The following is a 24,700-nucleotide window of genomic DNA, read 5'->3' on the forward strand; positions in this document are numbered from 1 at the left end:
CTTCCTAGCTAAAAAATAATGCTATCAACATAGCTTAATCCGTAATTTTCACCAACGGTTAATTTTGCTTTGTTATGCTGATTGGACGCACTGATTTTTATCAATGGCAAACTTACTTAGGGGGTATTAATGAAAGCATTAGTGGTTATTTTTACAAGCATGCTGATTTTATCAGCCTGTAGTGATGAGCCTAAAAGTACCCACTATTTATGCAACGATCGCGTAGTAGAATTAGCCCACCAAGGAGCGCGGGCAACACTTACTTTAAATCAGCAAACATATACACTTAATAAAGAGCCTAGCGCATCAGGGGTAAAGTATATTAATGAGCGAGTGTTATTTTGGTCTAAAGCCGATGAAGCGATGTTGATTGTTTCAGGTAATAAATACCACTGCCAACAACAAGCAGACGCTTTATAATTTTGTCCTTCGCGATTTAAACTTTTTCTTTTTTCTCCTCGTAATAAATAACCTGTTTTTATACTATCAGACCCTTAACAACTGCACATGCATTTGTTGTTTAGTTGGGTATAATACTTTCACTTTTTGCTTAGTAGCGGCCTACCATGAAATATAAAGATTTACGTGATTTTATCGATTTGCTTGAAAAAAAAGGCGAACTTAAACGTATTACTCAAGAAATCGACCCGTATCTTGAAATGACCGAAATAGCCGACCGTACATTACGTGCTAAAGGCCCCGCATTATTGTTCGAAAACCCAAAAGGTCACAGTATGCCTGTGCTTGCAAACTTATTTGGTACGCCTAAGCGCGTTGCTATGGGCATGGGTCAAGAAGATGTAAGCGAGCTGCGTGAAGTTGGCAAGCTACTCGCTTTTTTAAAAGAGCCTGAGCCACCAAAAGGGATTAAAGAAGCACTAGGGCAAATTCCGGTATTTAAACAAGTACTCAATATGCCGGCTAAAGAAGTTAAAAAAGCACCATGCCAACAGATTGTTTTAGAAGGTGACGATGTAGATTTAACTAAGCTGCCTATACAACATTGTTGGCCTGGCGATGCCGCACCTCTTATTACTTGGGGTTTAACTGTTACCAAAGGGCCTTATAAAAAGCGCCAAAATTTGGGTATTTACCGCCAGCAGCTATTAGGTAAAAATAAAATCATTATGCGTTGGTTATCGCATCGCGGTGGCGCGCTCGATTTTCAAGAATGGTGCAAAGAAAACCCCGGCGAACCGTATCCAGTTTCGGTTGCATTAGGGGCTGATCCTGCCACTATTTTAGGTGCCGTTACACCTGTGCCAGACACGTTAAGCGAATATGCCTTTGCGGGCTTGCTGCGTGGTAGTAAAACGGAGGTTGTAAAGTCTATTTCAAATGACTTACAAGTTCCTGCCAGTGCCGAAATAGTACTTGAAGGCTACATTATGCCAGGCGAAATGGCGCCCGAAGGACCCTATGGTGACCACACTGGTTATTACAACGAAGTTGATGATTTTCCTGTAATGACAGTAACCCATTTAACTCACCGTAAAAACCCAATTTATCACAGTACATTTACTGGTCGTCCGCCTGATGAGCCGGCAATTTTAGGCGTGGCATTAAATGAAGTGTTTGTGCCTATATTGCAAAAGCAGTTTCCAGAAATCGTCGACTTTTACTTGCCACCCGAAGGCTGCTCTTACCGTATGGCCGTGGTAACCATGAAAAAACAATACCCAGGCCATGCTAAGCGCGTAATGATGGGCGTATGGTCGTTTTTACGTCAGTTTATGTACACTAAGTTTGTTATTGTTTGCGATGATGATGTAAATGCTCGTGACTGGAACGATGTTATTTGGGCCATTACTACCCGTATGGACCCTGCACGCGACACCACATTAATTGAAAACACGCCAATAGATTACCTCGATTTTGCCTCGCCTGTATCTGGGCTTGGCTCCAAAATGGGCATGGATGCAACCAATAAATGGCCAGGTGAGACCGACCGCGAATGGGGCGAGCCAATAGTTATGGATAAAGCAACAAAAGAACGTGTTGACGAAATTTGGCAGAGTCTCGATATACTTTAAGCACGCCTACTGAATATAAACAGGCTATAAAATAACCCCGCAGGTATGTTAATATTGCCCCACTTAACTGCATATCTGCGTAAACGCTGCTAAAAGGTAAAAAATGCAAACATTAAAAGCTGAAGTTGTTGCCATCAGCCCACTTACAGAATTTGTTCATAAAGTAATTTTAAAGCCTCAACAACCTGTTACGTTTGAAGCTGGCCAGTACATGCAACTTGTACTTGGTGAAAAAGACAAGCGCGCTTTTTCGATTGCAAGCCGTCCATCGCAATGTGATGAAATAGAGCTTCATATTGGCGCATCTAAAGCTGATTCGTACGCAATGCAATCACTTGAGCATTTGCGTAATGCGCATCAAAATAACACGCTGGTTGATATTGAAGCCGGCCTTGGTGTGTCGCAACTACGTTTACAATGTCAGCGCCCTATTATTTTATTGGCTGGCGGCACGGGGTTTTCTTACGCAAAATCAATGGCTGATCATTTAGCTGAAATTAACTGCGACCGCCCAGTATTATTTTACTGGGGTGTTAAAGAAGAGTCAGCGTTGTATGCTCACAGCGAAATGCAAGCATGGGCAGAAAGTAACGAGCACTTTAAATTTATTCCTGTTGTAGAAAACCCATCTGCTAATTGGCAAGGTCATACTGGGTTTGTACACAAAGCAGTAATGCAAGATATTGTGTCGCTAGAACCGTACGACATATACATGGCTGGTCGCTTTGACATGATTGGCATTGTTCGTGATGACTTTATTGCTCACGGTGCTGTTCGCGAAAACATGTATGCAGATGCATTCGCGTTTATAAAATAAATTTTATTCTTACTACAAAGGCGCCCATGGCGCCTTTATTATTTCTATCAAATTTAAGCTATTAATTGGTATAGCCTATTGCTTTAATCAGTATAAACAATTTCCTAAATTCCTATCTATAAACCATACTTTGTACAGAACATCAGCGGGAGAGACCCAAATGTTAAATACAAAAGTAAAAGATTTTATGCAACGCAAGTTGCCACACATTACCCCAAATACTGAAATGACCACCGCGATTAGTGAACTACAAAAGTTTAAGTTACTAGGTGCGCCCGTATTTGACGACAATAAATCATTGGTTGGTTTTATATCTGAGCAAGAGCTTTTAAAGCCATTAATGCAAAGCAGCTATTTTTGCGATGGTGTTGTAAAAGTTTCACAGCTTATGCAAACAGAGGTTGTAACCGTTAATGCCGACACCAATATAATCGAGCTTGCTGAGCAAATGAAAACAGGAAAGCCTAAAAACTACCCCGTCGTTGAGGGGGATACCGTAATAGGCCTCATTGGCCGAAGCGATATATTAAAGGCACTTTTTGATAATTACGTGAGCTGCCAAACAAAAGTAAGCTAACAAAAAAATGCCGCAAATAAGCGGCATTTTTTGTATTAAGCGTGTTTAACGTGCTGCAGCAAGTGCGGTTAACGCGGCTTTATCGCTGTCGCTTAAAAATGCAATTTCTAGGGCATTTGCTTGTGCCTTTTGCATATCGGCTTGAGTTAAGCCTGCCTTTGGCGCAGCCACTACGTACTCATGCTCAATCTCAATCCCCTCTACAGCAGGATCGTCGGTATTAATACATGCTAAAATACCGTGATCTAAAAACTGTTTAAGGGGGTGTTTAGCTAAATCGTTTACAGTACTGGTTTGAATATTGCTGGTTAGGCACGACTCAATACCAATGCGGTTATCGCGCAGGTAGTCCATTAGTTTAGGGTCTTCGATTGCTTTTACCCCATGACCTATACGGCTTGCACCTAATTCATTAATGGCTTGCCAAATACTTGCAGCGCCGAGCGCTTCACCGGCATGAATGGTAGCGGCTAGGTATGCGTCTCTTACTTGCTTAAATTGTTCGATAAAAAGCTCACCCGGGAAACCAATTTCATCTCCGGCTAAATCAATCGCCACTAAATCATTTTTAAAGGCAAGTAATGCGTCAAGCTCCTGCTGACACGTTTTAACCCCGTAAGTACGCGACATAATACCAATTAAGTTTGCTTTAATATTGGCGCCTTGAGTCGCCGATTTTATACCGTCAACCACGGCCTCTACCACCCCTTGCGGGTGTAAGCCTTGGCTTTGTGCCATATAATATGGGCTAAAGCGAAGCTCTACATAATCAAGTCCTTGGGCTTGCGCATCTTCTATGTTTTCAACTGCAATGCGTCTACAAGCGTCGTAATCGCCCAGTACCGTGACCCCCCAGTCGAGCTTTTGCAAAAATGCCATTAAATCAGGTTCAGGATCAATAACTTGCACATGAGGGATAAGCGCCTCTACGTTATCAGCGGGTAGCGTAATATTAAACTGTTGACCAAGCTCTAGTATGGTTTGCGCACGTACATTGCCATCTAAATGGCGATGAATGTCTAGCAGAGGTAATTTTTTATTTATCATAATAGCGACTCGGTTAGGTTAAAATTGCGCGCATGATACGCAGGTACAGTTATTTTTCAAGTGTAGAGCAGTTAAAGTAAATATTAGCGGTCATATGTCTGCTTTTTACTCAAAAAGTGAACAAAATTAGGTTTTTGTTCACTTATTTTGATGCGCTAGGTGATGCCAGAGTGTTTTAAATAAAGTATTTGCTTCAATAGGTTTAGTAATATAATTATCCATACCACTGGCCACTGCTTTTTTAACATCGTCATCGTGAGCATTAGCAGATAAGCCTATGATAGGTAGGTCAAACAAACCTAGCTCATTACGAATAACTCGCGTGGCTTCAAGGCCATCCATTTTTGGCATTTGTATATCCATAAGCACAATGTCGTAGGTATGCTCTGTCAGTTTTTCAATCGCCTCAAAGCCATCATTGGCAATATCAGCAATACACCCTTTGGTTTTTAAAATAGCACTCGCGACGTGCTGATTTAATGGATTATCTTCAACAAGTAATAATTTATAATCTGCAAAAGAAAGCGTACTAACATCTATTTCATCATATTGTTGCTTTATTTGCTCAGCCTTTGGCAACGGCGAATAAATCGGTAAGCTAAAAGTAAATGTAGAGCCGTGCCCCTCTTGGCTTATTAAATCAATTTCTCCGCCCATCAACTGCACAAGCTTCTTGCATATACTTAAACCTAACCCGGTGCCGCCATATTGACGCGAGGTAGAACTATCTGCTTGTGCAAATGGTTTAAAGAGCTGTTTTTGCGCCTCTTCACTGATTCCAATTCCGGTATCATTAACGCTAAAGTAGGTCATTTTTTTAGACTGCCACACCTTGAGTGTAATGCTGCCTTTGGCTGTAAATTTAATGGCATTATTGATTAGATTTAGCAAAACTTGCTTTAAGCGTATTGGGTCGGTGTTGATAACCAAGTTGCTAGATTTATCGTAATCAAGCATAAACTCTAGCGACTTGGCATCGATATCAAATTGCAGTAAATTGGCCACTTCTTCACACACGGCACCTACACTTATAGGCTCTTGAATTAAATCGAGCTTCCCTGCTTCCATTTTTGAAAAATCAAGTACATCATTAAGTACTCTTAGCAATACGCCCAGTGCCCCATCTGCTTGCTCTATATAACTGCGTGCTTGCTGCCAATCATTTTGTTGTAGGGCTAAATAATGCAGCCCTTTAATGCCATTAATAGGCGTGCGAACTTCGTGGCTCATATTCGCTAAAAACTGGCTTTTTATTTCATTGGCTTCATCGGCCTTTTGCTTTTCTAAGCGTAAAATTTTAGTTTGCTTCGCTACTTGCTCACGTATACGAATATTGGTACCCGTTACCGATATTAAAAAGGTAATAAGCAGCCAAACAAATAACATGCCGGCTATTTGCGCAAGCCAGTAAACTAGCCATGACTCTCGTTGCATTGGCTGATGCAGTTCCACCTGCCATACTCGCTTACCTACCAATAACTTGTAGTCTTTTAACGGCAATAGTTGCTGGTGTTCAGCAATAAATATAGGTTGTGCATTATTCTCTGTTGTCGTGTCTGTAAAGCTCACTGCAACACCGTTGTTATGATCAAATAACACTGCGTTTGATAGCCTCTCTAAACTAACCACGGCGACCACAAAACCTTTAAAATCGTCTTCGGTAATATTGTTGCCAAACACCGGATGAAAAAACAACACGCCGCGCTCAGCTTCGTTTTGCACTAAATTTATTGGCTCACTAATCACCAACTCATTTAACACTTTTGCTTTTATTAATGCAGATCGCCTTACCTCATTTGAGGCAAGATCAAAACCAATTACATCTTCATTTCCCGATAAAGGGTGTGCGTATTGTACGGGGTAATAAAAATCTCGTGGGAGAGCGGCCTGCCAACTGCCATCTTTTGCTCTTTCTTTTAAGTTATATTTAGCAAGCTCTGTGTTGTTATTAGCCTCTATATACTGAGCTAAGTTTTCACTTGGTAAGTAGGGCACCCACTCAAATGCTAAAATTTCTTCGCTGTAACTAAGCTGCTTAGACGTAAATTGCTTAAATTCAGTAAAGCTCACATCGTCACTACTAGAAAAAAAGGTTGCCAGTAAGGCGAGGTGTGCTGTTATTTCGTTAATTTTATTGTTGATAGCATCTTGCGTGGCTAATATTTTAAGCTCTTCTTTTTGAATGTTTTTTTCTTTTTTTACACTGGCCGCGCCATAAAAGCTAATACTTATAACCATATAAATTAACAGTGAGGGTAGTATAACTTGTAGGCGATAATTTACCTGTGAATAGTTAAATGCAGCTAGCATAAGCGGAGTAAAAACAAGCACCCCAATACTGTCGCCTATCCACCACGCTATAAACGTATCCCAACCCGCTTGAGACACAATAACGCCATTAAAAATTAATAAGCTGGTGCCTACACCTGCAGCTATAAAACAGCACAACGGGCCGGCAACAACGAGGCTTTGAATACAGTGTTTTAAAGAAGATAAGTCCAGTGGTGCTTTAATCACTTTAGTGACCAATTGGCTACCTACCCATGCTTGTAAAGTAGCAGCCAAGGTAACAGCCGCAGCATGCATAAATACACTTAATTGAAATATCGCTGAGGCGTTTTCTAAATGAATTATGTTAGTAAAAAAAGCCCCTAAAACAATACCTAGTAAGCTCTTTCTGCCCCAAATTAAAAAGCCAGCAAGCGCAATTCCCGAAGGCGGCCACACAGCTACGGCATAACCATCGATTGCCAATAATAAGTTGCTAAAATATCCGGTAAAAAAGTAAGCGCACGCTAAACTTACAGTGACAATGAAAAAGTGTTTCAACCCAATGCTCCCGAATATCAAAGCTGCAAAAGTATAAGTGTAGCCTTTATTGATACAAAACGAGTGCTTTATCGGCTTGTGCAGTATTTTTATAGCTTAGCGCTGCTTGCTGAGCAAATTGCTTTTTGTTTTTGATATTTAAGGCTTTATCAAAAACCTTTGCAGCTAACTCATAATCACCTTGGACATTGGCTAAACATGCAAGCGAGAGTAATAATGCGTTGTTCGCATCATCTTTTTTCAGGCGCTCTTGAATACTACTTTGAAGCTTTACAGCCTCTGCCGAAGTAGCGTTACTTAATATATTGGCAAGTAAGGCATGCTGCTCTTCATGCTTCACCATTTTAATTAAGTCGCTTTCAATCACACTTAACTGGCCTACTTTAGCCATTTGCATTAAGTAAGCTGTATTAGCATGAGCTTGTAGCTTTTTAGGAAGTTGTTTATATTTTTCAGTGATTTTATCGTTAGCTTGTGCATTAAAATAGGCATTAAACAGCTGCGTCCACTGCGTATCGTTAAGGACTTTTTTGCGAAGTAAACGCGGTAAAAAGTCTTCAAGCGCGCTAAAGTGTTGTTGCTGCACAAGTATTTCGGCGTATAGTTTAAGCTCAAGTGGTGTCGCTTTTTTTGAATTTGCGTTAGCGCGCATTTGCGATTCTATTGCACTGCTATCGCCACTGGCTATCCAAAGTTTAGCTACGTTAAGCTGCTGCTCTGGGCTAATTTCAAATAAGCGCTCTAGTGCTTTGTCAGTTTGGTTATTAGCAAGCGCCGCCTTTGCTAATAGCGCTAAGCGAATATCTTCAAATTTACTCGGTACACTATTACCTGATAACGTTTGCTCTACAAGCTCGTAATCATCGTTTATTGCACTCCATAAGGCTTGCTCTATAGCGGCGTGTTTACGCTCTTCACTGCGTGCAAAAAAACCATGCTTAGTATTATGGTAAATCGACAATAAATAGCGCACTAATTTGTAAGTTAAATATAAAACAGCTGCGATAATTGCCGCCATAATACAAAACGATACAATCGTGCCTTCAATTGTGGTGTTATTAAACGAGATCAGTACATAGCCTTTTTCATCCAGCACAAATGGCGTAACGGCTAAAACTAAAACAATCGCAACAATTAATACTATAAGCCCTATCATTGCGCCCACTCCTTAACCTGCTGTGTACTTTGTAAGTCTACTTCAGGGTTAAAGTTTAATGGCTCTTTTTCTAGGCTAGTTAGTGCATTTATAACTACTTTAGTGGCTTCGTCATCTTGCTTAAAATACTCATTAACAAGACGCTTTGCCTCACTTATGGCACTAAAATAAATGCTCGCTTGTTTGCTCATTAATGCATCTTGGGCTTGTGTCACATTTAATTTAATACGTTGATTAATTAAGTGACGCTCCTGATCGGTTAACAGTGGCTCTATAGCAACCCCTTCGTGCTGACGAATAGTAATAAAGCTGTCAACTAGCTTATTCCAGCTATTACTTAGGTTTTGCTGCCAATCGCTTACATCTTCGCTTAACGCATTATCGTCAACTTGACTCGCTTCTTCAGGAATATTTACTGCATTAAACGCTAAATTATCAATATTTGTTAAAACACTATTGAGCTTTAAGTAAATGGCTTCTGTAGGAATCGGCTCTAAGCTATCTAATGTTTGAATGTCTTGTGTTATTGCCTGGCGAACCGAAACTGTACCTGGGTGTTCACTCAATAAGGCATCTAAGCGCTTAAGTACAGCGCTGGCACCTTGGTAATCTTTTTCAGCCCACAATTTAAACTCTGCCATACGCTGTAAACTGGTCACCTCTTGCGGGTTGAGCGAAGCGCCTTGCTGCTGAGCTTGTTGCAATGCTGCTTTTAATTGTTGCTGGTTGTTCTCTGCACTTTCATTAAGCGCAGCAGCCACTTTTTGTTCACTGTTGAATAAAGCTTGCTGAAGATTAGATTGCGCCGATTTAAGCGCTTGAAGCTCTTGAGTAAGTCGCTTATTTTGTTCACTCAATTCGTTAACCGCTACATCTTGGGCTTTACCAGCGTTTAACTTTTGGTAAAACTCATAACCAACGCCACTTGCAACAATAAGAGAAATAACAAGCGCAAGAACCGCTATTTTACTTATTTTTTGTTTTTTATTGGCCGTACCCGTTGCATGTGCAGGCTCTTTTTTATTTGAAGGCGCAGCTGGTTTAGCTGGGGTTTTATTATCTGCCGTAACTGGCTTTGACTGTTCGCTCATCTTGCTACCTTGCTGTTTTATGCAGGAAAACATAGCGGTATCGCTTGCCCCTGCGGCAATGTGTATATTAGCCGAGCTTACCTGTTGCTGTTGTAAATAAGCGGCTATACGCTCGCTAGCAACATAAAATCGGCACTGTTGTAACCACTGTAATTGTTGTTCAGTTAGGTTATTAAATATTGCATCTACTGCTGCATTACTGGTTATGACTATACCTTGTACTTTCAGGCTTTGCCAGTGGTCTGTCCAGTTGCTTTCTTCAGCGCTTATTGGCTCACGTTTGTATACCACACAATTATTTAAAAAAGCCCCACGCGCCTTTAAGGTTTTGGCAATATCTGGGCGCCCTGCTTGGCCTTTTACTAATACAATATTACTGCCTTCCACCTCAGCTAAAGACTTAAGCGCTAATAACCCCTCAGAGTCATGCTGCTTGGGTAGTGCAGCTCGTACACCAAACACTTCATAAACAGTATCAGCAGTTTGCTGCCCTACTGCATAATATTGTGCTTTAGTATTTATTGTAGGCTTTAATTGCGCTAGTGCAGTAACGGCATCTTGAGAGATAAAAATAATTTTATCGGCATTAATTAATGGGCTTAGCTCGGTAGAAGAAGGCGTAAGGTAGGATATTTTTAAAACAGGAAACAATGACGCCTGATAACCCGCTTGCTCAAGTTGCTGAGCAAGGGCTGCGCCTTTTCCTTCGGGCCGAGTTATCAGGATATGTGTCATTTATGCGTCTCTATATACTTCTGCTAATATTTTGTCGGCGCCTTGCGCTAATAATTTTTTAGCAAGCTCAACACCAATTGCTTCTGCATCATTTATATGACCGGTTACTTCGTCATGCAAAATTTCACTACCATCTACTGCACCAACTAGTCCGCGTAAATGCACTTGATCACCATCAACTAATGCATACGCGCCAATTGGTACCTGGCAGCCACCTTCTAAATGGCGGTTCATCGCGCGCTCTGCATTTACACGTATACGTGTTTGGGTATGCTCAAGCGGGGCAAGTAAGGCTTTTGTTACTTCATCATCAATACGACACTCAATACCCACAGCACCTTGTCCGTTAGCAGGAAGCGACACCTCAGGCTCAATATAATCAGCAATACGGTCATCCATTTTTAAGCGAAGCAGCCCCGCTGCGGCTAAAATAATTGCATCATACTGGCCATCATCTAGTTTTGCTAAACGGGTATTTACATTACCACGTAAGTCTTTAATGACTAAATCAGGGCGCAGAGCTCTAATTTGGCACTGGCGGCGAAGGCTAGAAGTCCCCACCACAGCACCTTGGGGTAATTCGCTTAAATTAGTATAGTTATTTGATACAAACGCGTCGCGCGGGTCTTCACGCTCACAAATTGTGTGCAGCGCTAAACCTTCTGGAAACTCAACGGGTACATCTTTCATTGAATGGACAGCAATATCGGCACGGCCATCTAACATGGCTTGCTCAAGCTCTTTAACAAACAAGCCTTTACCACCAATCTTAGCAAGCGGTGTATCTAAAATAATATCCCCTTGGGTAGACATAGGGACTAATTCTACGCGTACATCAGCATGAAAATGCTCAAGCTGTGCTTTTACAAATTCAGCCTGCCAAAGCGCTAAAGCACTCTTACGAGTTGCAATGCGTACTAACTTTGTTTTTTCTGTCATAGGGGTATCCAAATAGTTACAGCTAATAGCCACGCTTAATTAGCTAAAATTCTAAATTCTTTTTGAGCAATTAAATTACCTTGCTCATCAACAACATCTACACGCCAATGGCCTGTTTGTGTATTCATAATATTTTTGGTCGAGTACGTTCTGTAGCGCGGCGAGGTAACATTAAGCGAAATCTCAGCCATGGTTTCACCCTCATAAGACCATACATGCTTTACTTGTTGGCCTTGTAGATTTTTAAGCTCACTAAAAAACGAGAGCGACTCTTCAAACTGATTTAAACGGATATCTGCAGCAAATACATTAGTGGGCTCGCGCTTACTTACTTTGCGAGTAAGTACTGCACGGCTAATTTTACCTGTATCAATTTGTGCACCTAACGCAACGCTTGCAATGTGCGCCGTAGATGAAAAACCTTCACTGCTAGTTAGCGAGCCGTCGTCGTTTTCAATATCTGGGAGCTGTTCATTGGGTGATGCGCTTAACTGGGTGTTTGTAAGCGGCCGATTAGCGATAGGCTCAGCGAGTTCGGCATCTGATTGCTCAATAACAGAAACTTGATTGCTTTGAACGTTAGCAATTGGCTCTATATCCGTTTGCTCATTATTGCTTTGCGCTGATAAAGTATCATTATTAACGCTTTCATCCTCAAGCACCGCTGGCGCAACATCTGCTATATCATTCGCTAATATAGGCTCGTTTGGGTGCATTTGCTCATCATTTACACGCACAGCAGGCTCAACATTATCTGCGGCGCCTTCGCTTAAATGTAAATAAGGCGATTGCTCTTTCGCCTGCTCGCCCTGATCGGCATTTACCGAACTCGTTAAGCCATACACAACCGCTGCCGAGGTCATTGCTACCAACATAGAAACACTCGCAATACGACGCCAATGCCACTCGTAGCTTACATTAGGTACACTATTTTGTGGTTCGCGTTTTACATTTGCTTTAATAACTATTTTTTGACTCATATTGACCTCAGCGGTTCCAAATTAGCTTAAACGGGCAATTAACCATTGGCGAATAGCTTGCAGTTCTTCTGCGCAAACCTGATGAGCCATAGGGTATTCTTGCCAGCTTACATCCATGTTATGTGCTGTTAATACTTCAAACGCACTTCTACCCGCACTATGCGGCACTACATTATCTTGGCTACCATGCGCCATAAATACATTTAAATCAGTATGCTTTGCTTCTTGCGCTAGCTTTTCAGGCACGCACATATAAGTAGACAGCGCCATAACACCTGCCAATTTATGCTCAAATCGCGGCGCTAAATGTAAAGACACCACGCCCCCTTGCGAAAAGCCCGCCAAAATAATTTTATTGGCAGGTATACCATTTTCTATTTCTTGATTGATCAGGGCTTGCACTTTTTCGGCTGAATCTCTCACGCCTTGTTCATCGGCACGTTTGTCTAATTCTATAGATTTAATGTCGTACCACGAGCGCATTTCCACGCCACCATTTATGGTGACCGGTTGAATAGGCGCATGCGGAAAAATAAATCGTATGCCAAGCTCACTGGGTAAATTAAGTTGCGGTGCAACCGGAGCAAAGCCATCGCCAGAGTCACCTAAACCATGTAACCAAATCACAGTGGCTTTGTGCTCACCTTGCGCTGGGTATTGTGCAAACTCTAAACTCATAAGCTTGATTGCCACTTAATCTCTTGGCCAGCTTGGCGAGTAGACGCTTGGTTCATAAACTCCCAGAACTCTGCACCTGAGCGGTTATCAATCCATTGCCCATCACGCATTTCAAAATGGTGGCCATTAAATTTAGTTGCAACCCATACTTGATGCAAAGGCGCCTGTTTATTAATTACAATTTTACTTTTATCAGGGAAAATTATTTCTAAAATACCTTCTGCCGACTCATAATCTAAATCTGCTTCACAATCATCAACTTGCTCTTCAATTGTGTACATAAGCGCTTCGGCTAATTGGTGATATTCACTTTCAGTCATTGTAATTTTCCTTTGCAGGCGAGCTGCGTAATATTGGGTACGGTTTATATACAGCTAGTGTAACAGGAATAAAATCATCCGCGAATAGCTGCATTTTTTAGATATTCTGTTACTCTGCGATTATAAAGCCAGCAACCGTATTAATCTAATGAAAGCGACACATACCTTACAATTAAAACGACTATTTATAAGTACTTTACTGCTAGGTGCATTAGCTGGCTGCGGCCAAAGTGGGCCTTTGTATTTACCAGAGCAGCAAACTGAGCAAAACACACCCCCTAATACGGCACAGTCAACGCCTGTAAAAAAAACCAATACAGAGCAAGCGCAGGAGCAATAAATGGATTACTTTAACTACCAAAACAACCAATTATTTGCAGAAGACGTCAGTGTCGCCGCTATTGCTCAGCAATACGGTACGCCTTGTTATGTTTACTCGCGTGCTACATTTGAGCGCCATTTTTTAGCTTTTGCAAATGCCACTAAAAACCATAAAAGCCTAGTGTGCTATGCAGTCAAAGCCAATTCTAATATTGCAGTATTAAATATATTAGCGCGTTTAGGCTCAGGGTTTGACATCGTATCGAAGGGCGAACTGGCACGTGTAATAAAAGCTGGCGGTGATGCCAGTAAAGTGGTGTTTTCTGGTGTAGCTAAAACCGCCGACGAAATTGCTTATGCACTAAAATTAGGTATTAAATGTTTTAATGTCGAGTCGGTCTCAGAGCTTGAGCGTATTTCAGAAGTTGCGTGCGAATTAAATTTGGAAGCACCTATTTCTATTCGCGTAAACCCCGATATAGATGCAAAAACACACCCGTATATTTCTACCGGTTTGAAAGAAAACAAGTTTGGGATTGATATACAAACGGCTGTGAGCGTTTATCAGCATGCGGCGTCTTTACCTGGTTTAAAGGTAACCGGCGTTGATTGCCACATAGGGTCGCAATTAACTGAGGTTAAACCTTTTTTAGAAGCACTTGATAAACTAATCGCTTTAATAGATGAACTCAAGGAAAAAGGAATTGAGCTTACCCATTTAGATATTGGTGGCGGATTGGGCGTGCCTTATAATAATGAGCAACCGCCTCACCCTAGCGAATATGCAGCGCAAGTTACCGAGCGTCTAGCCAATTACAAACACCTTGAACTTATTTTTGAGCCAGGACGCGCTATAGCCGCTAACGCTGGAATTTTAGTAACGCAGGTTGAGTTTATTAAACAAAACCAAGATAAGTTTTTCGCTATTGTCGATGCGGGTATGAACGACATGCTTCGCCCTTCGCTTTATCAGGCATGGCAAAAAATTATTCCTATCTCAGTGCGCAATGACGATACCCCAACACGCAACTTTGATATTGTGGGTCCTGTGTGCGAAACCGGCGACTTTTTAGGGAAAAATCGTGACTTAGCGCTCAAACAAGGCGACTTATTAGCACAACGAAGTGCCGGTGCCTATGGTTTTACCATGAGTTCAAACTACAACTCTCGCCCACGTGTGGCCGAAATAATGGTAGATGGTGAGCAACACCACCTTATTCGCCAACGCGAAACCATCGAGAGCCTTTATCAAGGTGAGAAAATTTTACCATAAACGTTTTTGTTAAGGCGCTGCTCTGTGGCATGATTAGCGCAGAGCAAACCCGAATTAGAGCGCTATGTTAGTTAATTTTTCCAAAATGCACGGCTTAGGCAACGACTTTGTTGTAATTGATAACATTACACAAAATGTATTTTTGTCTCGCGATCAAATAAAAAAACTGGCTGATCGCCACTTTGGTATTGGCTTTGACCAATTACTTATGGTTGAAGCCCCTTATTCCCCTGATCTCGACTTCCATTACCGTATATTTAATGCCGATGGCAATGAAGTAGAACAATGCGGAAATGGCGCACGCTGTTTTGCCCGTTTTGTGCGTATGAAAGGCTTAACTAACAAGCACAAAATTAGTGTTTCGACCAAGTCAGGCAACCTTACGCTATACATAGAAAAAGACGGCCAAGTAACGGTTAACATGGGCCACCCTAATTTTGAGCCTGCTAAAATCCCGCTTAAAGCCAGCAAGCGAGAACTCACTTATATAATAAGAGCGCAAGAACACACTGTGTTTAGTGGCGCCGTGTCTATGGGTAACCCACATTGCGTGCTAGAAGTTGACGATATAGCAACCGCACAAGTTGAGGTGCTTGGCCCACTACTTGAAAACCACGAGCGCTTTCCAAATCGTGCCAATATTGGCTTTATGCAGGTGGTCTCGCAAGATCATATTAAGTTAAGAGTCTGGGAGCGCGGCGTTAGTGAAACCTTAGCGTGTGGTACGGGCGCCTGCGCAGCAATGGTCATTGGTCACATTCAGAGCAAACTTAACACCACGGTACAAGTTGATTTACCCGGTGGCACATTACAAGTGCGTTGGAGCGGCGAAGGTCACCCTGTTCGTATGACCGGCCCTGCCGAGCATGTCTTCGATGGGCAAGTTGCTTTATGAGCGAGCTAACAAAAGAACGCGTTGCTGAGTATTTAGCGCGCCACCCAGATTTTTTATTAGAGCAGCCAGAGCTGCTTGCACAACTTGAGTTACACCACAAAGCGCAAGGGGCTACCTCGCTTGTACATATACAACAGCGCCAGTTACGCGAGCACAATACTCAGTTAAAAAATCAAATACAGAGTATGAGCCAACACGCAACGCAAAATGAGCTAGTGTATCGCTTGTTTAGCCAGTGCCATCGTCAACTGTGGACAAATTACGACTTTAATACGCTTGCCGCAAATTTGCGCAATATTATTTGTACCAGCCCACACATTAGCGAGTGTAGGTTGGTTAAATATAACAACATTTTTGATGAACTTATTGAGCACCGCCTTAGCCAGTTTGGGCACTACTTAGGACGCGTTAATCAGCAAGAGCGTGAGCTATTATTTTGCGAAAACACGCAATCTTCTGCTATTTACTTAATTGGCTGCGTTGAAAAGCCCGTTGCTATATTGGCCTTTGGCAGCCATGATGAAAACCATTTTGAGCCTGCACAAGATAACCTGTTTGTGCTTGATTTTGTGCATGCATTGCAACTTAGGCTATTGGAATTGGCATGAGCGACGAGACGCCTAACACTGAACAATTAAGTGAGCATTGGCGTAACCCCATTCATTTATTTAGTGACTATTTAAAGTACGAAAGACAGTACTCAGAGCACACTGTAAATCAGTATGTTAGCCAGCTAAACTTTGCCGCCCTGTATTTTAGTAAATTATGTGACGACTGGTTTGGCGTACAAGGGGAGCATATTCGCCGCTACAGCATGGCACTTCGCACAAAGCAATTAAGCGGACGCACCATTAGTTTAAAATTAAGCTGCATTCGTAGTTTGTATAAATTTTTAAAGGCCAAAAACGTTGCGCACCACGCGCATTATCATAACCCAGCGCAGGGTATTAAAGGCCCTAAATTTTCAAAGCCTTTACCTAAAAATCTCGACGTTGATCAGATGGCAAGCCTACTGGAAATTAGCGATGATGACCCATTAGCCATACGAGACAAGGCCATGATGGAGCTTATGTATTCATCTGGGTTGCGCATCAGCGAGTTAGTTGGCACCAACTTACGCGATATAAACTCTGCAAATGGCGAAATATTAGTTAAAGGTAAAGGTAACAAAGAACGCCTCATTCCCGTAGGTAGCAAAGCGCTTAAAGCGTTAAAAAATTGGCTCAATATACGGGGGCAATTTGCAATGCCAGACGAAATGGCGGTGTTTTTAAGCAGTAAAAAAAACCGTATTTCGGTTCGCCAAGTTCGCTTACGCATGCAAGAGTGGGGAATAAAACAAGGTATTAGCTCACAAGTGCACCCACATAAACTTCGCCACTCGTTTGCCTCTCATATTTTAGAATCATCTGGCGATTTACGCGCTGTACAAGAACTATTAGGGCACAGTAGTTTGTCGGCTACGCAAGTGTATACACATTTAGATTTTCAGCATTTAGCCAAGGTGTACGACAACACCCATCCGCGCGCTAAAAAACAAACCGATTAGGAATGTAATTATGATTCGATTTAATCGTGCTCTTCGCCCTTTTTCTGTTATGAGCTTTGATTTAGACGACACCCTATATAACAACCACCCAATAATAAAAGCCGCAGTTAAAGCGCAGCAAGATTATTTAAACGCGCTTCCTAGCTACTTAAAACAAGGCCCAAAATACTGGCAACAATGTCGCAACGAGGCCGTAATACAGTTACCAGAGCTTGCTGATAATGTAACTAAATGGCGCCAACATACGCTACGCCTAGCCCTTTCAAAGCTAGGTTTAAGCGATCAAGAAGTAGAGCATCATGCCGATGCAGCCTATAACGCCTTTGCCGATGCCCGCAGCAAAGTAGTGGTAACCGACGACGTACTAAAGCTGCTAGATAACTTAGCCCAGCATTTTACGCTGGTTGCAATAACCAATGGTAATGTGGAAATAGAACGCTTTAATTTACGCGATAAATTTGCGCTAGTATTGCAAGCCGGCATGCACGGTAAAGCCAAGCCCCACGCTACACTGTTTGATAAAGCCGCCGCGCACTTAAACGTAGCTAAAAGTGAAATTTTACATATTGGCGATAGCCTAGATACCGACGTACAAGGTGCTAATAATGCTGGCTGCCAATCGGTTTGGTTAAACGACCAAGGCACGAATTATAACTACAAAGGCCTTGCCGATGTTGAAATTGCGAATATTCATGCCTTAGCGCACTTTATCAAATAGCCTAAATACAACTAAGAGGTTGCAATGAGCCATTATACCAAGCTAATTACCTTGCTATTAATAGGCTCTATTAGCCTAAACGCTTATTTATTGTGGCCAGAAAAACAGCCCACGGTAAGCGCACAAAATACCAAACCTGCAGACCTAGTTAAAACGCCAAAAAGTAATCTACTCAATCAAGCTCAACAGCAATTTAAGCTACACAAATTTGACGATGCGCTAAAGACATATCAGCAACTAAAGCAACACTCGCCCACACTTGCTCGCACTCTTTACGCTTCGTGGCTCTTGCAATTAAAAACATGGCTAAATACTAACTTATTTCTTAGCGAGCCATTGTTAAACGCACTATTAGATCAAGACCCTTACAATACAGAGCTACTTACATTGCATGTCGATTACTTAATAAATAGTGGGCAAATACAAAATGCAATTATTGCCTTATTTGAACTATACCCGTTGTTAAATGAGCAACAGCAAAGCGCTGCAAATACGCGGTTGGAAAATCTGACTAAAAACGAGCTTCATAGTTTAAGTGAGCAACAAAACTGGCAAACAATTATTGAACAAACTCAAATTTGGCTCGACTATCAAAACGACAACAGTCATTTTTTATACGCACTCGCGCATGCTTATTATCAACTCCAAGACTTTATTAGCGCCTTAACAACTATTGAGCGTATGCCATCACAACACCCTTTACAAAACGAAGTCGCTGATTTACAAGCGATGATAGATAAAGCTCAATCACAAGATGACTTTATTGCGCTTACCCCCTACGGCGCACATTACACAATTAGCGCTGAGCTAAATGAATCAATCCAAACAGAACTAATGCTAGATACTGGTGCAAGTGTTACCTCGCTATCAAGCGACATAATCGAGCAGCTTTCACCCAGGCCACTTTATTTAGGCGATGTAACCGTAAACACGGCGAATGGGCAAATTAGCGTAAAGCGCTACCAAATTGAGTCGTTTAAAGTAGGGATGCAAATTATTTACGGTTTTGAAGTGCTCGGTATTGAAAACATCCGCGGCCAAGGTTTGTTAGGAATGAACTTTTTATCTAGATATAAATTTAATATAAATCAGCAAACAGATGAGTTAGAGTTGAGTGCTAAATAAACAAAAAATAATAAAAGGAAGTTTATGCGTACTCTACTATGTACACTACTTTGTTTTTGGCAATGTACTGCTCAGGCAACAAATTATTTTGTACAAGACAAAAGTTGTGAGGCTATTTCACCCGAAATAGAAATAAGCCTTAGCGCTACACTGAGAGATTTAGATAACCATCAAAGAAAAAGACAAAACCTTAGACAAAAAGCACTCAATAAATATACCGCACAGTATAAACAACAATATGAACAACTATATGTAGAGGAGCACTTTACTACCCAAAGCAGCCACTCTGCTGAAACCCCCACAATAAGTAGAGCCAAAAAAAAATTACACTACCTTATTAAGCTCACCCCTTCAAAAAACTGTAATCAGCAAGTCGCTATGACTAGCGAGCTATTTATTTCAGGCATGCACAAACGCAGCTTATCAACTACCATTGAGGGGAATGCAATGGAAGTCACTTTAGACATAAACAACGCCCCTAAGTTTACTCAATTTAACAATCCCCTTATCACCCCAACCAACTTTTTTGGCCTTCAACTTGGCAGTAGCTATGAGCAAGTATTAGCGACTCTGGGACTCGCTAGTTTATCGCTAAGCGATAAAAATAATGCAATACTTGTATATGGAAGAAATCATGCCTTTCACTTTAAAAATAATGTATTTATAGGTTACCAGTTCCATGAAATGCTACTACCTATGGTGATAAATAATGAGCTTTCTCTAGCAAATGAAAAGCTACAAATAAGTACCGGCACAGAGCAGACTATTTCTCTTGATACAAATTTAACTCAACAGGCCATAAATAAATTAAAAAACAGTTTTGATGAAATAGAAACTGCATCTTACAAGGTGTCAATTGACAAGTCAGAGCAAAGAGTTGTCGGTATATCTCACGGCGAGATAATTAAGAACATAGAGAACACGACCCAATGCTATAACGGCTCCATGTTGGCCGATGAATACTTAAAAAAACACGAAAATAGTAAAACGCTTAAAGTGGTTAATGAAGATCATGACAATATAATTATTACTCCTTGTTATGAGTTTATATATGAAGGCAACGGCTACATTTCTAAATTAAAGCTTGTAGAGCCTTTTTCAACCGCAAATATTAAACTCGCTGCATTAGCTGGCTATATTAACCAAAGTAAACAGTGGAGCCTAACAGGCATAAATTACAACGACCCCGTTTCAAACCTTGCTAAGTTGGGCAATTACGACGAGTTTTTTGACTCAGCAGAGTTTACCTCTGAACACTGGGACGGTTATTTTTATATTTATGACGGAAAGCTTTTAAGCGCAGAGCTTACAAGCAACGACTATTAATTTTTCTCTTTGAATCTTCTGTTAGAAAAGGGCAAACATGTTATTAAACGATTTTTTACAGCAACTTGCAGGCAACTCTAAAAGCATACAATTTAGCGATACCATGGCGGTGATAGAAGCTAATTACGATTTTACTGCGTGTGGATTTAATAACCACGGCTTACTTAGCTCAGCAAGTGAAAACAACGGTTCATGTAAAATTTTTGCGTTTGCTAAATTAAACGATTTAAGCAAACAAAATACCTTAGATTGTTTTGGTAAGTTTTACCGCGAAGACGTACTACAAAACCCTAAAGGCGATGACCACATGAACATTCGTACATTTATGTTAGCGCCAGAAACGACGCCATTTTTAGGCCTGAGCTTTGATGGTGAGCCGCTAAAAGCAAAGTAATATAAACAGCTCAATTAAAGCGTTTTTTCCATAAAATAACGCGTACCAGAATGCGGGTAGTTGTTAAGCTGATACTTAACCACATGTCCGCGTTTTTCATAAAATGGCTTGGCCTGAAAATCAAGCGTGTCGAGCTGTGCAATGTTGGCACCAAGCTCAATAGCTGCAAGTTCAAGCGCATTTAAAAGCTTGCCAGCTAACCCCTTGCCCCGAGCAGTATCGCTACACCAAAGCCAGTTAATCATTAGCCAATTACCAAACACGGAACCACTCACGCCGACAATTAAACAGCCTTTTTCATCTACAAATTTATAACCTAATGGGACTCTTTGCGCATCAAAATGCTGAGCATTAAATTCAACTATTTTTGTGCGAAGCGCTGAATTTAACGCATCGGTATTATCTGCTGTTAATTGATACATGTGCCGCCCTTAAAAGAGCAGATACTAGCAAACTCGTACTATTAAAACAGGTTGTTTTTTCCATAAGGTACTTCGAGCAAATTACTTGTTGTTTTTTCGGGTTGGCCGCACATTTCATCGTAGGCACTAGTGTGTCGCAGCACCATTTCGGCGTAAGCTATGTTTTCAAACCGCTTTTGAATATGCAGCGGACTGAGCGCTTTTACAAATTCGCCATTCTCTTCAGTAACGTAATACTCTACGTTATTTACAATGACAGACACCTGATAAAGCGCCATTTCAAGGGAGTGCGCCACCACTTTTTGTAATGGTTCGTGCTTTTTTAGCTCAGAAAATTTCATACCCATAACAATCGCCTTTTAATAAAAAGTAACCTCATAGATACGCACCTTTGCTATAATCGCGATCAAATTATTACATCACTGCCTTTTAAGCTTATGAGCAATAAAATTCGACTCGCTAAATACATTGCTCACGCTGGTGTGTGCTCACGAAAACAAGCATCGCGCTTAATAGATGACGGGGTAGTAATGGTCAATAATCGCCCTGCTAATCACATAGATCACGTTAATGAGCAAGACGACGTAGTAGTTAATGGCCAAGCAGTTAAAGGGCCAGCCGATTTGGTTTATTTTGCGTACCACAAACCTGTAGGTATTGACTGCAAATTAAATGAAAATGACCCTGCCAGCCTAATTCACCATTTACCCACCCTCACCCGGGTTTACCCCATTGGCCGATTAGATAAAGACTCTCGTGGCTTGCTGGTTTTGACCAACGACGGTGGTTTTTGTAATCAACTTATTCACCCAGACTTCCACCAGCCTAAACGTTATTTAGTCACGGTAGATAAGCCTATTGATAACGCGTTTTGTGAAAAAATGGCCGCAGGAATCCCTATCGATAAACAAGTAACCTTACCGTGTGAAGTCACTAAAATAGCTGACAACCAATTTAGTATTATTTTAAAACAAGGCCTTAACAGGCAAATACGTAAAATGGCGCATCACTTCGGCTTTAAAGTGATTGATTTATTTAGAGTGCAATTTAGCGAACTCGCCCTCTCGCAACTAAACCTCCCTGAAAACCACTACATACAAATTAATAAAACAGATATTTCAAATATCTAATACCTAGTCGCTTAATTACCTATAAAAAGTTAAAAAATAACCTTGCAAAAACAGATTACAGGTGTAGTCTTAACTTAAAGATTACATTTGTAGGCAATAAAAATGATTGAGTTATCAAAAGCAGAATTCGACGTGCTTGATGCACTTTGGATTAATTACCCAGCAACCGCCAGCCAAATTATTGAGCGTTTAAGCGATGACAAACAATGGCACGAAAAAACCATTAAAACCCTTCTAGGTCGATTAGTTAAAAAAGGCGCACTGACCTTTGAAAAGGACGGTCGCCAATATATTTATACTCCCTGTATGGAGCGCGCCGACTACACCCTAAAAGAAAGCCAAAACTTTATAGAGCGCTTTTTTAGTGGCCGCATAGCGCCGCTGGTAAGCGGTTTTGCTAAATCGGAGCAGCTTTCTCAGCAAGACATAAATGAGCTTAAAAAAGTCATTGATGAGTGGGAAAAAAACCAAAAGTAAGGGATTAACATGGTTATTCAAACTGGATTTAATTGGTTAATTGAGCAACAACTACTATTGAGTATTTTGTTTTGTGGATTTATTTTACTCGAGCGATTTGGTTTAAAAACCCTTGGCGCGCGGTTTGTATACAAGTTAGCGTGGTTAGTACCTGCAGGATTAGTTATTGCTAATTTACCCAATGCGATAAAACCACTGCAAAATAGCAATATTAGCCATTACTTAATTACCCCTAACCAGCCCTTTTCTCATGAAATGGGGATTAGCTGGGCACTTATGTATGTACTTATTACTATGGGGTTATTAATAGCCAGTTTTATTACACATACACGTTTTGTTAAAAGCCTGCAGCTAACTGAACTAACGCACCTAGAGCACACTCTTGCCACTGGTATTAAAACCTATGCCAGTCAATATGCAGCCACACCAATGGTGGTGGGTATATTTAAAAGTAAGCTTGTACTGCCCAGCAATTACAAGACCCAGTTTGATAAAGCCTCTTTAGCGCTTATTTTAGAGCATGAAACTGTGCACATAAAACGCAAAGATAACCTAATAAATGCCCTGCTGTTACTGGCTACTATTTTATTATGGTTTAATCCGCTCGCTTGGATGGCGTACGCAAGCTGTAGGCGCTTACAAGAGCTGACTTGTGATGAACGGGTACTTGCCAATAAAACCACACACCAACACATTTTATACAGCAAAGCCTTAGTTAACTGCGCGGCAGCAACGCCCGCAGGTCTAATGGCTTATTCACACTACGGAGATAAAAAAACCATGTTACAACGACTTACCAATATAAAGCACAGTGGCAATCACTCATCCCTTGCCAAAGGTGGCATACTGCTTGTGGCCGCAACTATGTTAAGTACCCTCGCTATTGCAAAGCAACCGCAAGCACAAGGTGCCAAACAAGATCATATTTCACCCATAATTCGCATTGAGCCACGCTACCCTACTAAAGCCGCCCAACAAGGTATTAGTGGCTCAGTGGTGTTAAAATACGATATTGCTGCCAATGGCAAAACAAAAAATATTAGTGTCATTCAATCAAAGCCATCGGGCATTTTTGATAAATCAGCTAAAGAAGCGCTGGCGAAGTGGGAATATAAAATCTCTGAGGCAGGGTTTAATGATGTACTTGTACAGCTTGATTTTGCCATAAACAGCGAGGTTGCTAATACTGATTTAATAGAGCGAATTAAAGTATCCCATTAAGGCTATTGAGTAATACAAGAGCACAAAGCAAGCGCCCTTTTAGGCCGCTTGCTTTGTGGTTTTAATAATAAAATTAAATACTCACTACAATCATGGCAATAGCAGTGCCTAAACCAATAAACCATACGAGTGAACGGATAATATCTAAGTTCAGCCAATAAAAAATGCAGTATAAAGTACGCGAAACTATATGGGTCACCGCCAAGGTTTCGGTTACGGCATTTACCGAGTTAGTTCCCAGTACAACTGCAATAGCAACGGCAAACACTGCAAGTGATTCAAAACAATTTTGATGTGCCGCGAGCGCCCGCGCACCAAAGCCTGTTAGTTTTGCTTGTTGCGAACGTGGATGTTTATTGTCGTACCGACCGAGCTTTGCCATCGCAACGGCTACAGGTATTTTTGCAAAATAAGGCATTAATACAGCAAGTAATGCGTATACTACTAATGTCGTCATAATGTATTCTCTTATTTTAAAACCTAGTTATTTAACCAATACATATAACACACATACACAAAAAAGCCGCCTATACGTTTTATGACATACGCAGGCGGCTAAATAATAACATCACGCTTACTATAGCTAAGTTTACCTATAAAGCAGTGCGGCATAATGTCGCAGGTGAGGAATATTCACTATCACCCTT

The 24,700-nt window shown here is 41.2% G+C and carries 27 protein-coding genes; 16 read left to right on the forward strand and 11 right to left on the reverse strand.

What is annotated here, in order from left to right:
* Nucleotides 1-129 precede the first annotated feature (129 nt).
* From CWC16_RS03555 to CWC16_RS03570, 4 genes are all read left to right on the forward strand, one after another.
* Complete coding sequence (locus CWC16_RS03555; protein WP_138540534.1) at nucleotides 130-420, forward strand: MliC family protein; 291 nt, start codon at nucleotides 130-132, stop codon at nucleotides 418-420.
* 146 nt (nucleotides 421-566) lie between these two features.
* Nucleotides 567-2,033 (forward strand): 4-hydroxy-3-polyprenylbenzoate decarboxylase, encoded by a 1,467-nt coding sequence (ubiD, locus tag CWC16_RS03560; protein ID WP_138540535.1) that lies wholly within the window; start codon nucleotides 567-569, stop codon nucleotides 2,031-2,033.
* Between the two features lie 103 nt (nucleotides 2,034-2,136).
* Nucleotides 2,137-2,850, forward strand: a complete 714-nt coding sequence (gene fre, locus CWC16_RS03565) for an NAD(P)H-flavin reductase (protein WP_055015894.1) — start codon at nucleotides 2,137-2,139, stop codon at nucleotides 2,848-2,850.
* 160 nt (nucleotides 2,851-3,010) lie between these two features.
* Nucleotides 3,011-3,427: a CBS domain-containing protein gene (locus CWC16_RS03570; protein ID WP_055015893.1), complete on the forward strand. Its 417-nt coding sequence runs from the start codon at nucleotides 3,011-3,013 to the stop codon at nucleotides 3,425-3,427.
* Between the two features lie 45 nt (nucleotides 3,428-3,472).
* Here CWC16_RS03570 and add read toward each other — a convergent pair whose 3' ends face one another.
* The 8 genes from add to cyaY form a co-directional block, all read right to left on the reverse strand.
* Nucleotides 3,473-4,474, reverse strand: a complete 1,002-nt coding sequence (gene add, locus CWC16_RS03575) for an adenosine deaminase (RefSeq protein WP_055015892.1) — start codon at nucleotides 4,472-4,474, stop codon at nucleotides 3,473-3,475.
* Between the two features lie 138 nt (nucleotides 4,475-4,612).
* Nucleotides 4,613-7,303 carry a CHASE domain-containing protein gene (locus CWC16_RS03580; RefSeq protein WP_138540536.1) on the reverse strand — a complete coding sequence of 897 codons (2,691 nt, stop codon included), beginning with the start codon at nucleotides 7,301-7,303 and terminating at the stop codon, nucleotides 4,613-4,615.
* A gap of 46 nt (nucleotides 7,304-7,349) precedes the next feature.
* Nucleotides 7,350-8,459: a heme biosynthesis HemY N-terminal domain-containing protein gene (locus CWC16_RS03585; RefSeq protein WP_138540537.1), complete on the reverse strand. Its 1,110-nt coding sequence runs from the start codon at nucleotides 8,457-8,459 to the stop codon at nucleotides 7,350-7,352.
* A complete protein-coding gene (locus CWC16_RS03590; RefSeq protein ID WP_138540538.1) occupies nucleotides 8,456-10,285 on the reverse strand; it encodes a uroporphyrinogen-III synthase in 1,830 nt (609 codons plus the stop codon). Before CWC16_RS03590 ends, CWC16_RS03585 begins: the two co-directional genes overlap by 4 nt.
* Nucleotides 10,286-11,224, reverse strand: a complete 939-nt coding sequence (hemC, locus tag CWC16_RS03595; protein ID WP_138540539.1) for a hydroxymethylbilane synthase — start codon at nucleotides 11,222-11,224, stop codon at nucleotides 10,286-10,288. It abuts the gene before it with no gap.
* A 35-nt stretch (nucleotides 11,225-11,259) separates the two neighbouring features.
* Nucleotides 11,260-12,204 carry a DUF2914 domain-containing protein gene (locus tag CWC16_RS03600; RefSeq protein ID WP_138540540.1) on the reverse strand — a complete coding sequence of 315 codons (945 nt, stop codon included), beginning with the start codon at nucleotides 12,202-12,204 and terminating at the stop codon, nucleotides 11,260-11,262.
* 21 nt (nucleotides 12,205-12,225) lie between these two features.
* On the reverse strand, nucleotides 12,226-12,882 hold the full coding sequence (locus tag CWC16_RS03605; RefSeq protein WP_138540568.1) for an alpha/beta hydrolase: 657 nt from the start codon (nucleotides 12,880-12,882) through the stop codon (nucleotides 12,226-12,228).
* Entirely contained in the window at nucleotides 12,879-13,202 is a 324-nt protein-coding gene (cyaY, locus tag CWC16_RS03610) for an iron donor protein CyaY (RefSeq protein WP_055015887.1), read from the reverse strand. The genes CWC16_RS03605 and cyaY overlap by 4 nt, the downstream gene beginning before the upstream one ends.
* A 148-nt stretch (nucleotides 13,203-13,350) precedes the next feature.
* Here cyaY and lptM point away from each other — a divergent pair, with 148 nt between their 5' ends.
* The 9 genes from lptM (at nucleotide 13,351) to CWC16_RS03655 (ending at nucleotide 20,803) form a co-directional block, all read left to right on the forward strand.
* Nucleotides 13,351-13,542, forward strand: a complete 192-nt coding sequence (lptM, locus tag CWC16_RS03615) for an LPS translocon maturation chaperone LptM (protein WP_138540541.1) — start codon at nucleotides 13,351-13,353, stop codon at nucleotides 13,540-13,542.
* Complete coding sequence (gene lysA / locus CWC16_RS03620; RefSeq protein WP_055018208.1) at nucleotides 13,543-14,796, forward strand: diaminopimelate decarboxylase; 1,254 nt, start codon at nucleotides 13,543-13,545, stop codon at nucleotides 14,794-14,796. It abuts the gene before it with no gap.
* Nucleotides 14,797-14,860: 64 nt separating this feature from the next.
* Nucleotides 14,861-15,691 (forward strand): diaminopimelate epimerase, encoded by an 831-nt coding sequence (gene dapF / locus CWC16_RS03625; protein WP_004588980.1) that lies wholly within the window; start codon nucleotides 14,861-14,863, stop codon nucleotides 15,689-15,691.
* Nucleotides 15,688-16,299: a DUF484 family protein gene (locus tag CWC16_RS03630; RefSeq protein WP_138540542.1), complete on the forward strand. Its 612-nt coding sequence runs from the start codon at nucleotides 15,688-15,690 to the stop codon at nucleotides 16,297-16,299. The genes dapF and CWC16_RS03630 overlap by 4 nt, the downstream gene beginning before the upstream one ends.
* Entirely contained in the window at nucleotides 16,296-17,240 is a 945-nt protein-coding gene (locus CWC16_RS03635; RefSeq protein ID WP_138540543.1) for a tyrosine recombinase XerC, read from the forward strand. The genes CWC16_RS03630 and CWC16_RS03635 overlap by 4 nt, the downstream gene beginning before the upstream one ends.
* 10 nt (nucleotides 17,241-17,250) lie before the next feature.
* Nucleotides 17,251-17,958 carry an HAD-IA family hydrolase gene (locus CWC16_RS03640; protein ID WP_138540544.1) on the forward strand — a complete coding sequence of 236 codons (708 nt, stop codon included), beginning with the start codon at nucleotides 17,251-17,253 and terminating at the stop codon, nucleotides 17,956-17,958.
* Between the two features lie 24 nt (nucleotides 17,959-17,982).
* Nucleotides 17,983-19,083: a retroviral-like aspartic protease family protein gene (locus CWC16_RS03645; protein WP_138540545.1), complete on the forward strand. Its 1,101-nt coding sequence runs from the start codon at nucleotides 17,983-17,985 to the stop codon at nucleotides 19,081-19,083.
* 24 nt (nucleotides 19,084-19,107) lie between these two features.
* On the forward strand, nucleotides 19,108-20,409 hold the full coding sequence (locus CWC16_RS03650; RefSeq protein ID WP_138540546.1) for a hypothetical protein: 1,302 nt from the start codon (nucleotides 19,108-19,110) through the stop codon (nucleotides 20,407-20,409).
* Between the two features lie 37 nt (nucleotides 20,410-20,446).
* Nucleotides 20,447-20,803, forward strand: coding sequence for a HopJ type III effector protein (locus CWC16_RS03655; RefSeq protein ID WP_138540547.1), 357 nt, complete (start codon nucleotides 20,447-20,449; stop codon nucleotides 20,801-20,803).
* Between the two features lie 14 nt (nucleotides 20,804-20,817).
* On the opposite strand, the gene CWC16_RS03660 is transcribed toward CWC16_RS03655, so the two are convergent.
* The gene (locus CWC16_RS03660) at nucleotides 20,818-21,225 is read right to left on the reverse strand and encodes a GNAT family N-acetyltransferase (RefSeq protein WP_138540548.1); all 408 of its coding nucleotides are present in this window, start codon (nucleotides 21,223-21,225) and stop codon (nucleotides 20,818-20,820) included.
* 41 nt (nucleotides 21,226-21,266) lie between these two features.
* Nucleotides 21,267-21,572: a DUF6482 family protein gene (locus CWC16_RS03665; protein ID WP_055015878.1), complete on the reverse strand. Its 306-nt coding sequence runs from the start codon at nucleotides 21,570-21,572 to the stop codon at nucleotides 21,267-21,269.
* A gap of 90 nt (nucleotides 21,573-21,662) precedes the next feature.
* Between CWC16_RS03665 and CWC16_RS03670 the strand changes: the two genes are divergently transcribed.
* From CWC16_RS03670 to CWC16_RS03680, 3 genes are all read left to right on the forward strand, one after another.
* Complete coding sequence (locus tag CWC16_RS03670) at nucleotides 21,663-22,355, forward strand: pseudouridine synthase (RefSeq protein ID WP_138540549.1); 693 nt, start codon at nucleotides 21,663-21,665, stop codon at nucleotides 22,353-22,355.
* 102 nt (nucleotides 22,356-22,457) lie between these two features.
* Entirely contained in the window at nucleotides 22,458-22,832 is a 375-nt protein-coding gene (locus CWC16_RS03675; protein ID WP_055015876.1) for a BlaI/MecI/CopY family transcriptional regulator, read from the forward strand.
* Nucleotides 22,833-22,841: 9 nt separating this feature from the next.
* A complete protein-coding gene (locus CWC16_RS03680; protein WP_138540550.1) occupies nucleotides 22,842-24,053 on the forward strand; it encodes a TonB family protein in 1,212 nt (403 codons plus the stop codon).
* A gap of 73 nt (nucleotides 24,054-24,126) precedes the next feature.
* Here the strand turns inward: CWC16_RS03680 and CWC16_RS03685 are convergent, their stop codons facing one another.
* Nucleotides 24,127-24,510: an MAPEG family protein gene (locus CWC16_RS03685; RefSeq protein WP_138540551.1), complete on the reverse strand. Its 384-nt coding sequence runs from the start codon at nucleotides 24,508-24,510 to the stop codon at nucleotides 24,127-24,129.
* Between the last annotated feature and the right edge of the window lie 190 nt (nucleotides 24,511-24,700).

The organism is Pseudoalteromonas sp. S3776 (assembly GCF_005886915.1).
Taxonomy (GTDB): domain Bacteria; phylum Pseudomonadota; class Gammaproteobacteria; order Enterobacterales; family Alteromonadaceae; genus Pseudoalteromonas.

Excerpts from the sequence above, each read along its gene's own strand:
- CWC16_RS03555 (WP_138540534.1), top strand. The coding sequence starts at position 130 with ATGAAAGCATTAGTGGTTATTTTTACAAGCATGCTGATTTTATCAGCC.
- ubiD (WP_138540535.1), top strand. The coding sequence starts at position 567 with ATGAAATATAAAGATTTACGTGATTTTATCGATTTGCTTGAAAAAAAA.
- fre (WP_055015894.1), top strand. The coding sequence starts at position 2,137 with ATGCAAACATTAAAAGCTGAAGTTGTTGCCATCAGCCCACTTACAGAA.
- CWC16_RS03570 (WP_055015893.1), top strand. The coding sequence starts at position 3,011 with ATGTTAAATACAAAAGTAAAAGATTTTATGCAACGCAAGTTGCCACAC.
- add (WP_055015892.1), bottom strand. The coding sequence starts at position 4,474 with ATGATAAATAAAAAATTACCTCTGCTAGACATTCATCGCCATTTAGAT.
- CWC16_RS03585 (WP_138540537.1), bottom strand. The coding sequence starts at position 8,459 with ATGATAGGGCTTATAGTATTAATTGTTGCGATTGTTTTAGTTTTAGCC.
- CWC16_RS03590 (WP_138540538.1), bottom strand. The coding sequence starts at position 10,285 with ATGACACATATCCTGATAACTCGGCCCGAAGGAAAAGGCGCAGCCCTT.
- hemC (WP_138540539.1), bottom strand. The coding sequence starts at position 11,224 with ATGACAGAAAAAACAAAGTTAGTACGCATTGCAACTCGTAAGAGTGCT.
- CWC16_RS03600 (WP_138540540.1), bottom strand. The coding sequence starts at position 12,204 with ATGAGTCAAAAAATAGTTATTAAAGCAAATGTAAAACGCGAACCACAA.
- CWC16_RS03605 (WP_138540568.1), bottom strand. The coding sequence starts at position 12,882 with ATGAGTTTAGAGTTTGCACAATACCCAGCGCAAGGTGAGCACAAAGCC.
- cyaY (WP_055015887.1), bottom strand. The coding sequence starts at position 13,202 with ATGACTGAAAGTGAATATCACCAATTAGCCGAAGCGCTTATGTACACA.
- lptM (WP_138540541.1), top strand. The coding sequence starts at position 13,351 with ATGAAAGCGACACATACCTTACAATTAAAACGACTATTTATAAGTACT.
- lysA (WP_055018208.1), top strand. The coding sequence starts at position 13,543 with ATGGATTACTTTAACTACCAAAACAACCAATTATTTGCAGAAGACGTC.
- dapF (WP_004588980.1), top strand. The coding sequence starts at position 14,861 with ATGTTAGTTAATTTTTCCAAAATGCACGGCTTAGGCAACGACTTTGTT.
- CWC16_RS03630 (WP_138540542.1), top strand. The coding sequence starts at position 15,688 with ATGAGCGAGCTAACAAAAGAACGCGTTGCTGAGTATTTAGCGCGCCAC.
- CWC16_RS03635 (WP_138540543.1), top strand. The coding sequence starts at position 16,296 with ATGAGCGACGAGACGCCTAACACTGAACAATTAAGTGAGCATTGGCGT.
- CWC16_RS03640 (WP_138540544.1), top strand. The coding sequence starts at position 17,251 with ATGATTCGATTTAATCGTGCTCTTCGCCCTTTTTCTGTTATGAGCTTT.
- CWC16_RS03645 (WP_138540545.1), top strand. The coding sequence starts at position 17,983 with ATGAGCCATTATACCAAGCTAATTACCTTGCTATTAATAGGCTCTATT.
- CWC16_RS03650 (WP_138540546.1), top strand. The coding sequence starts at position 19,108 with ATGCGTACTCTACTATGTACACTACTTTGTTTTTGGCAATGTACTGCT.
- CWC16_RS03655 (WP_138540547.1), top strand. The coding sequence starts at position 20,447 with ATGTTATTAAACGATTTTTTACAGCAACTTGCAGGCAACTCTAAAAGC.
- CWC16_RS03660 (WP_138540548.1), bottom strand. The coding sequence starts at position 21,225 with ATGTATCAATTAACAGCAGATAATACCGATGCGTTAAATTCAGCGCTT.
- CWC16_RS03665 (WP_055015878.1), bottom strand. The coding sequence starts at position 21,572 with ATGGGTATGAAATTTTCTGAGCTAAAAAAGCACGAACCATTACAAAAA.
- CWC16_RS03670 (WP_138540549.1), top strand. The coding sequence starts at position 21,663 with ATGAGCAATAAAATTCGACTCGCTAAATACATTGCTCACGCTGGTGTG.
- CWC16_RS03675 (WP_055015876.1), top strand. The coding sequence starts at position 22,458 with ATGATTGAGTTATCAAAAGCAGAATTCGACGTGCTTGATGCACTTTGG.
- CWC16_RS03680 (WP_138540550.1), top strand. The coding sequence starts at position 22,842 with ATGGTTATTCAAACTGGATTTAATTGGTTAATTGAGCAACAACTACTA.
- CWC16_RS03685 (WP_138540551.1), bottom strand. The coding sequence starts at position 24,510 with ATGACGACATTAGTAGTATACGCATTACTTGCTGTATTAATGCCTTAT.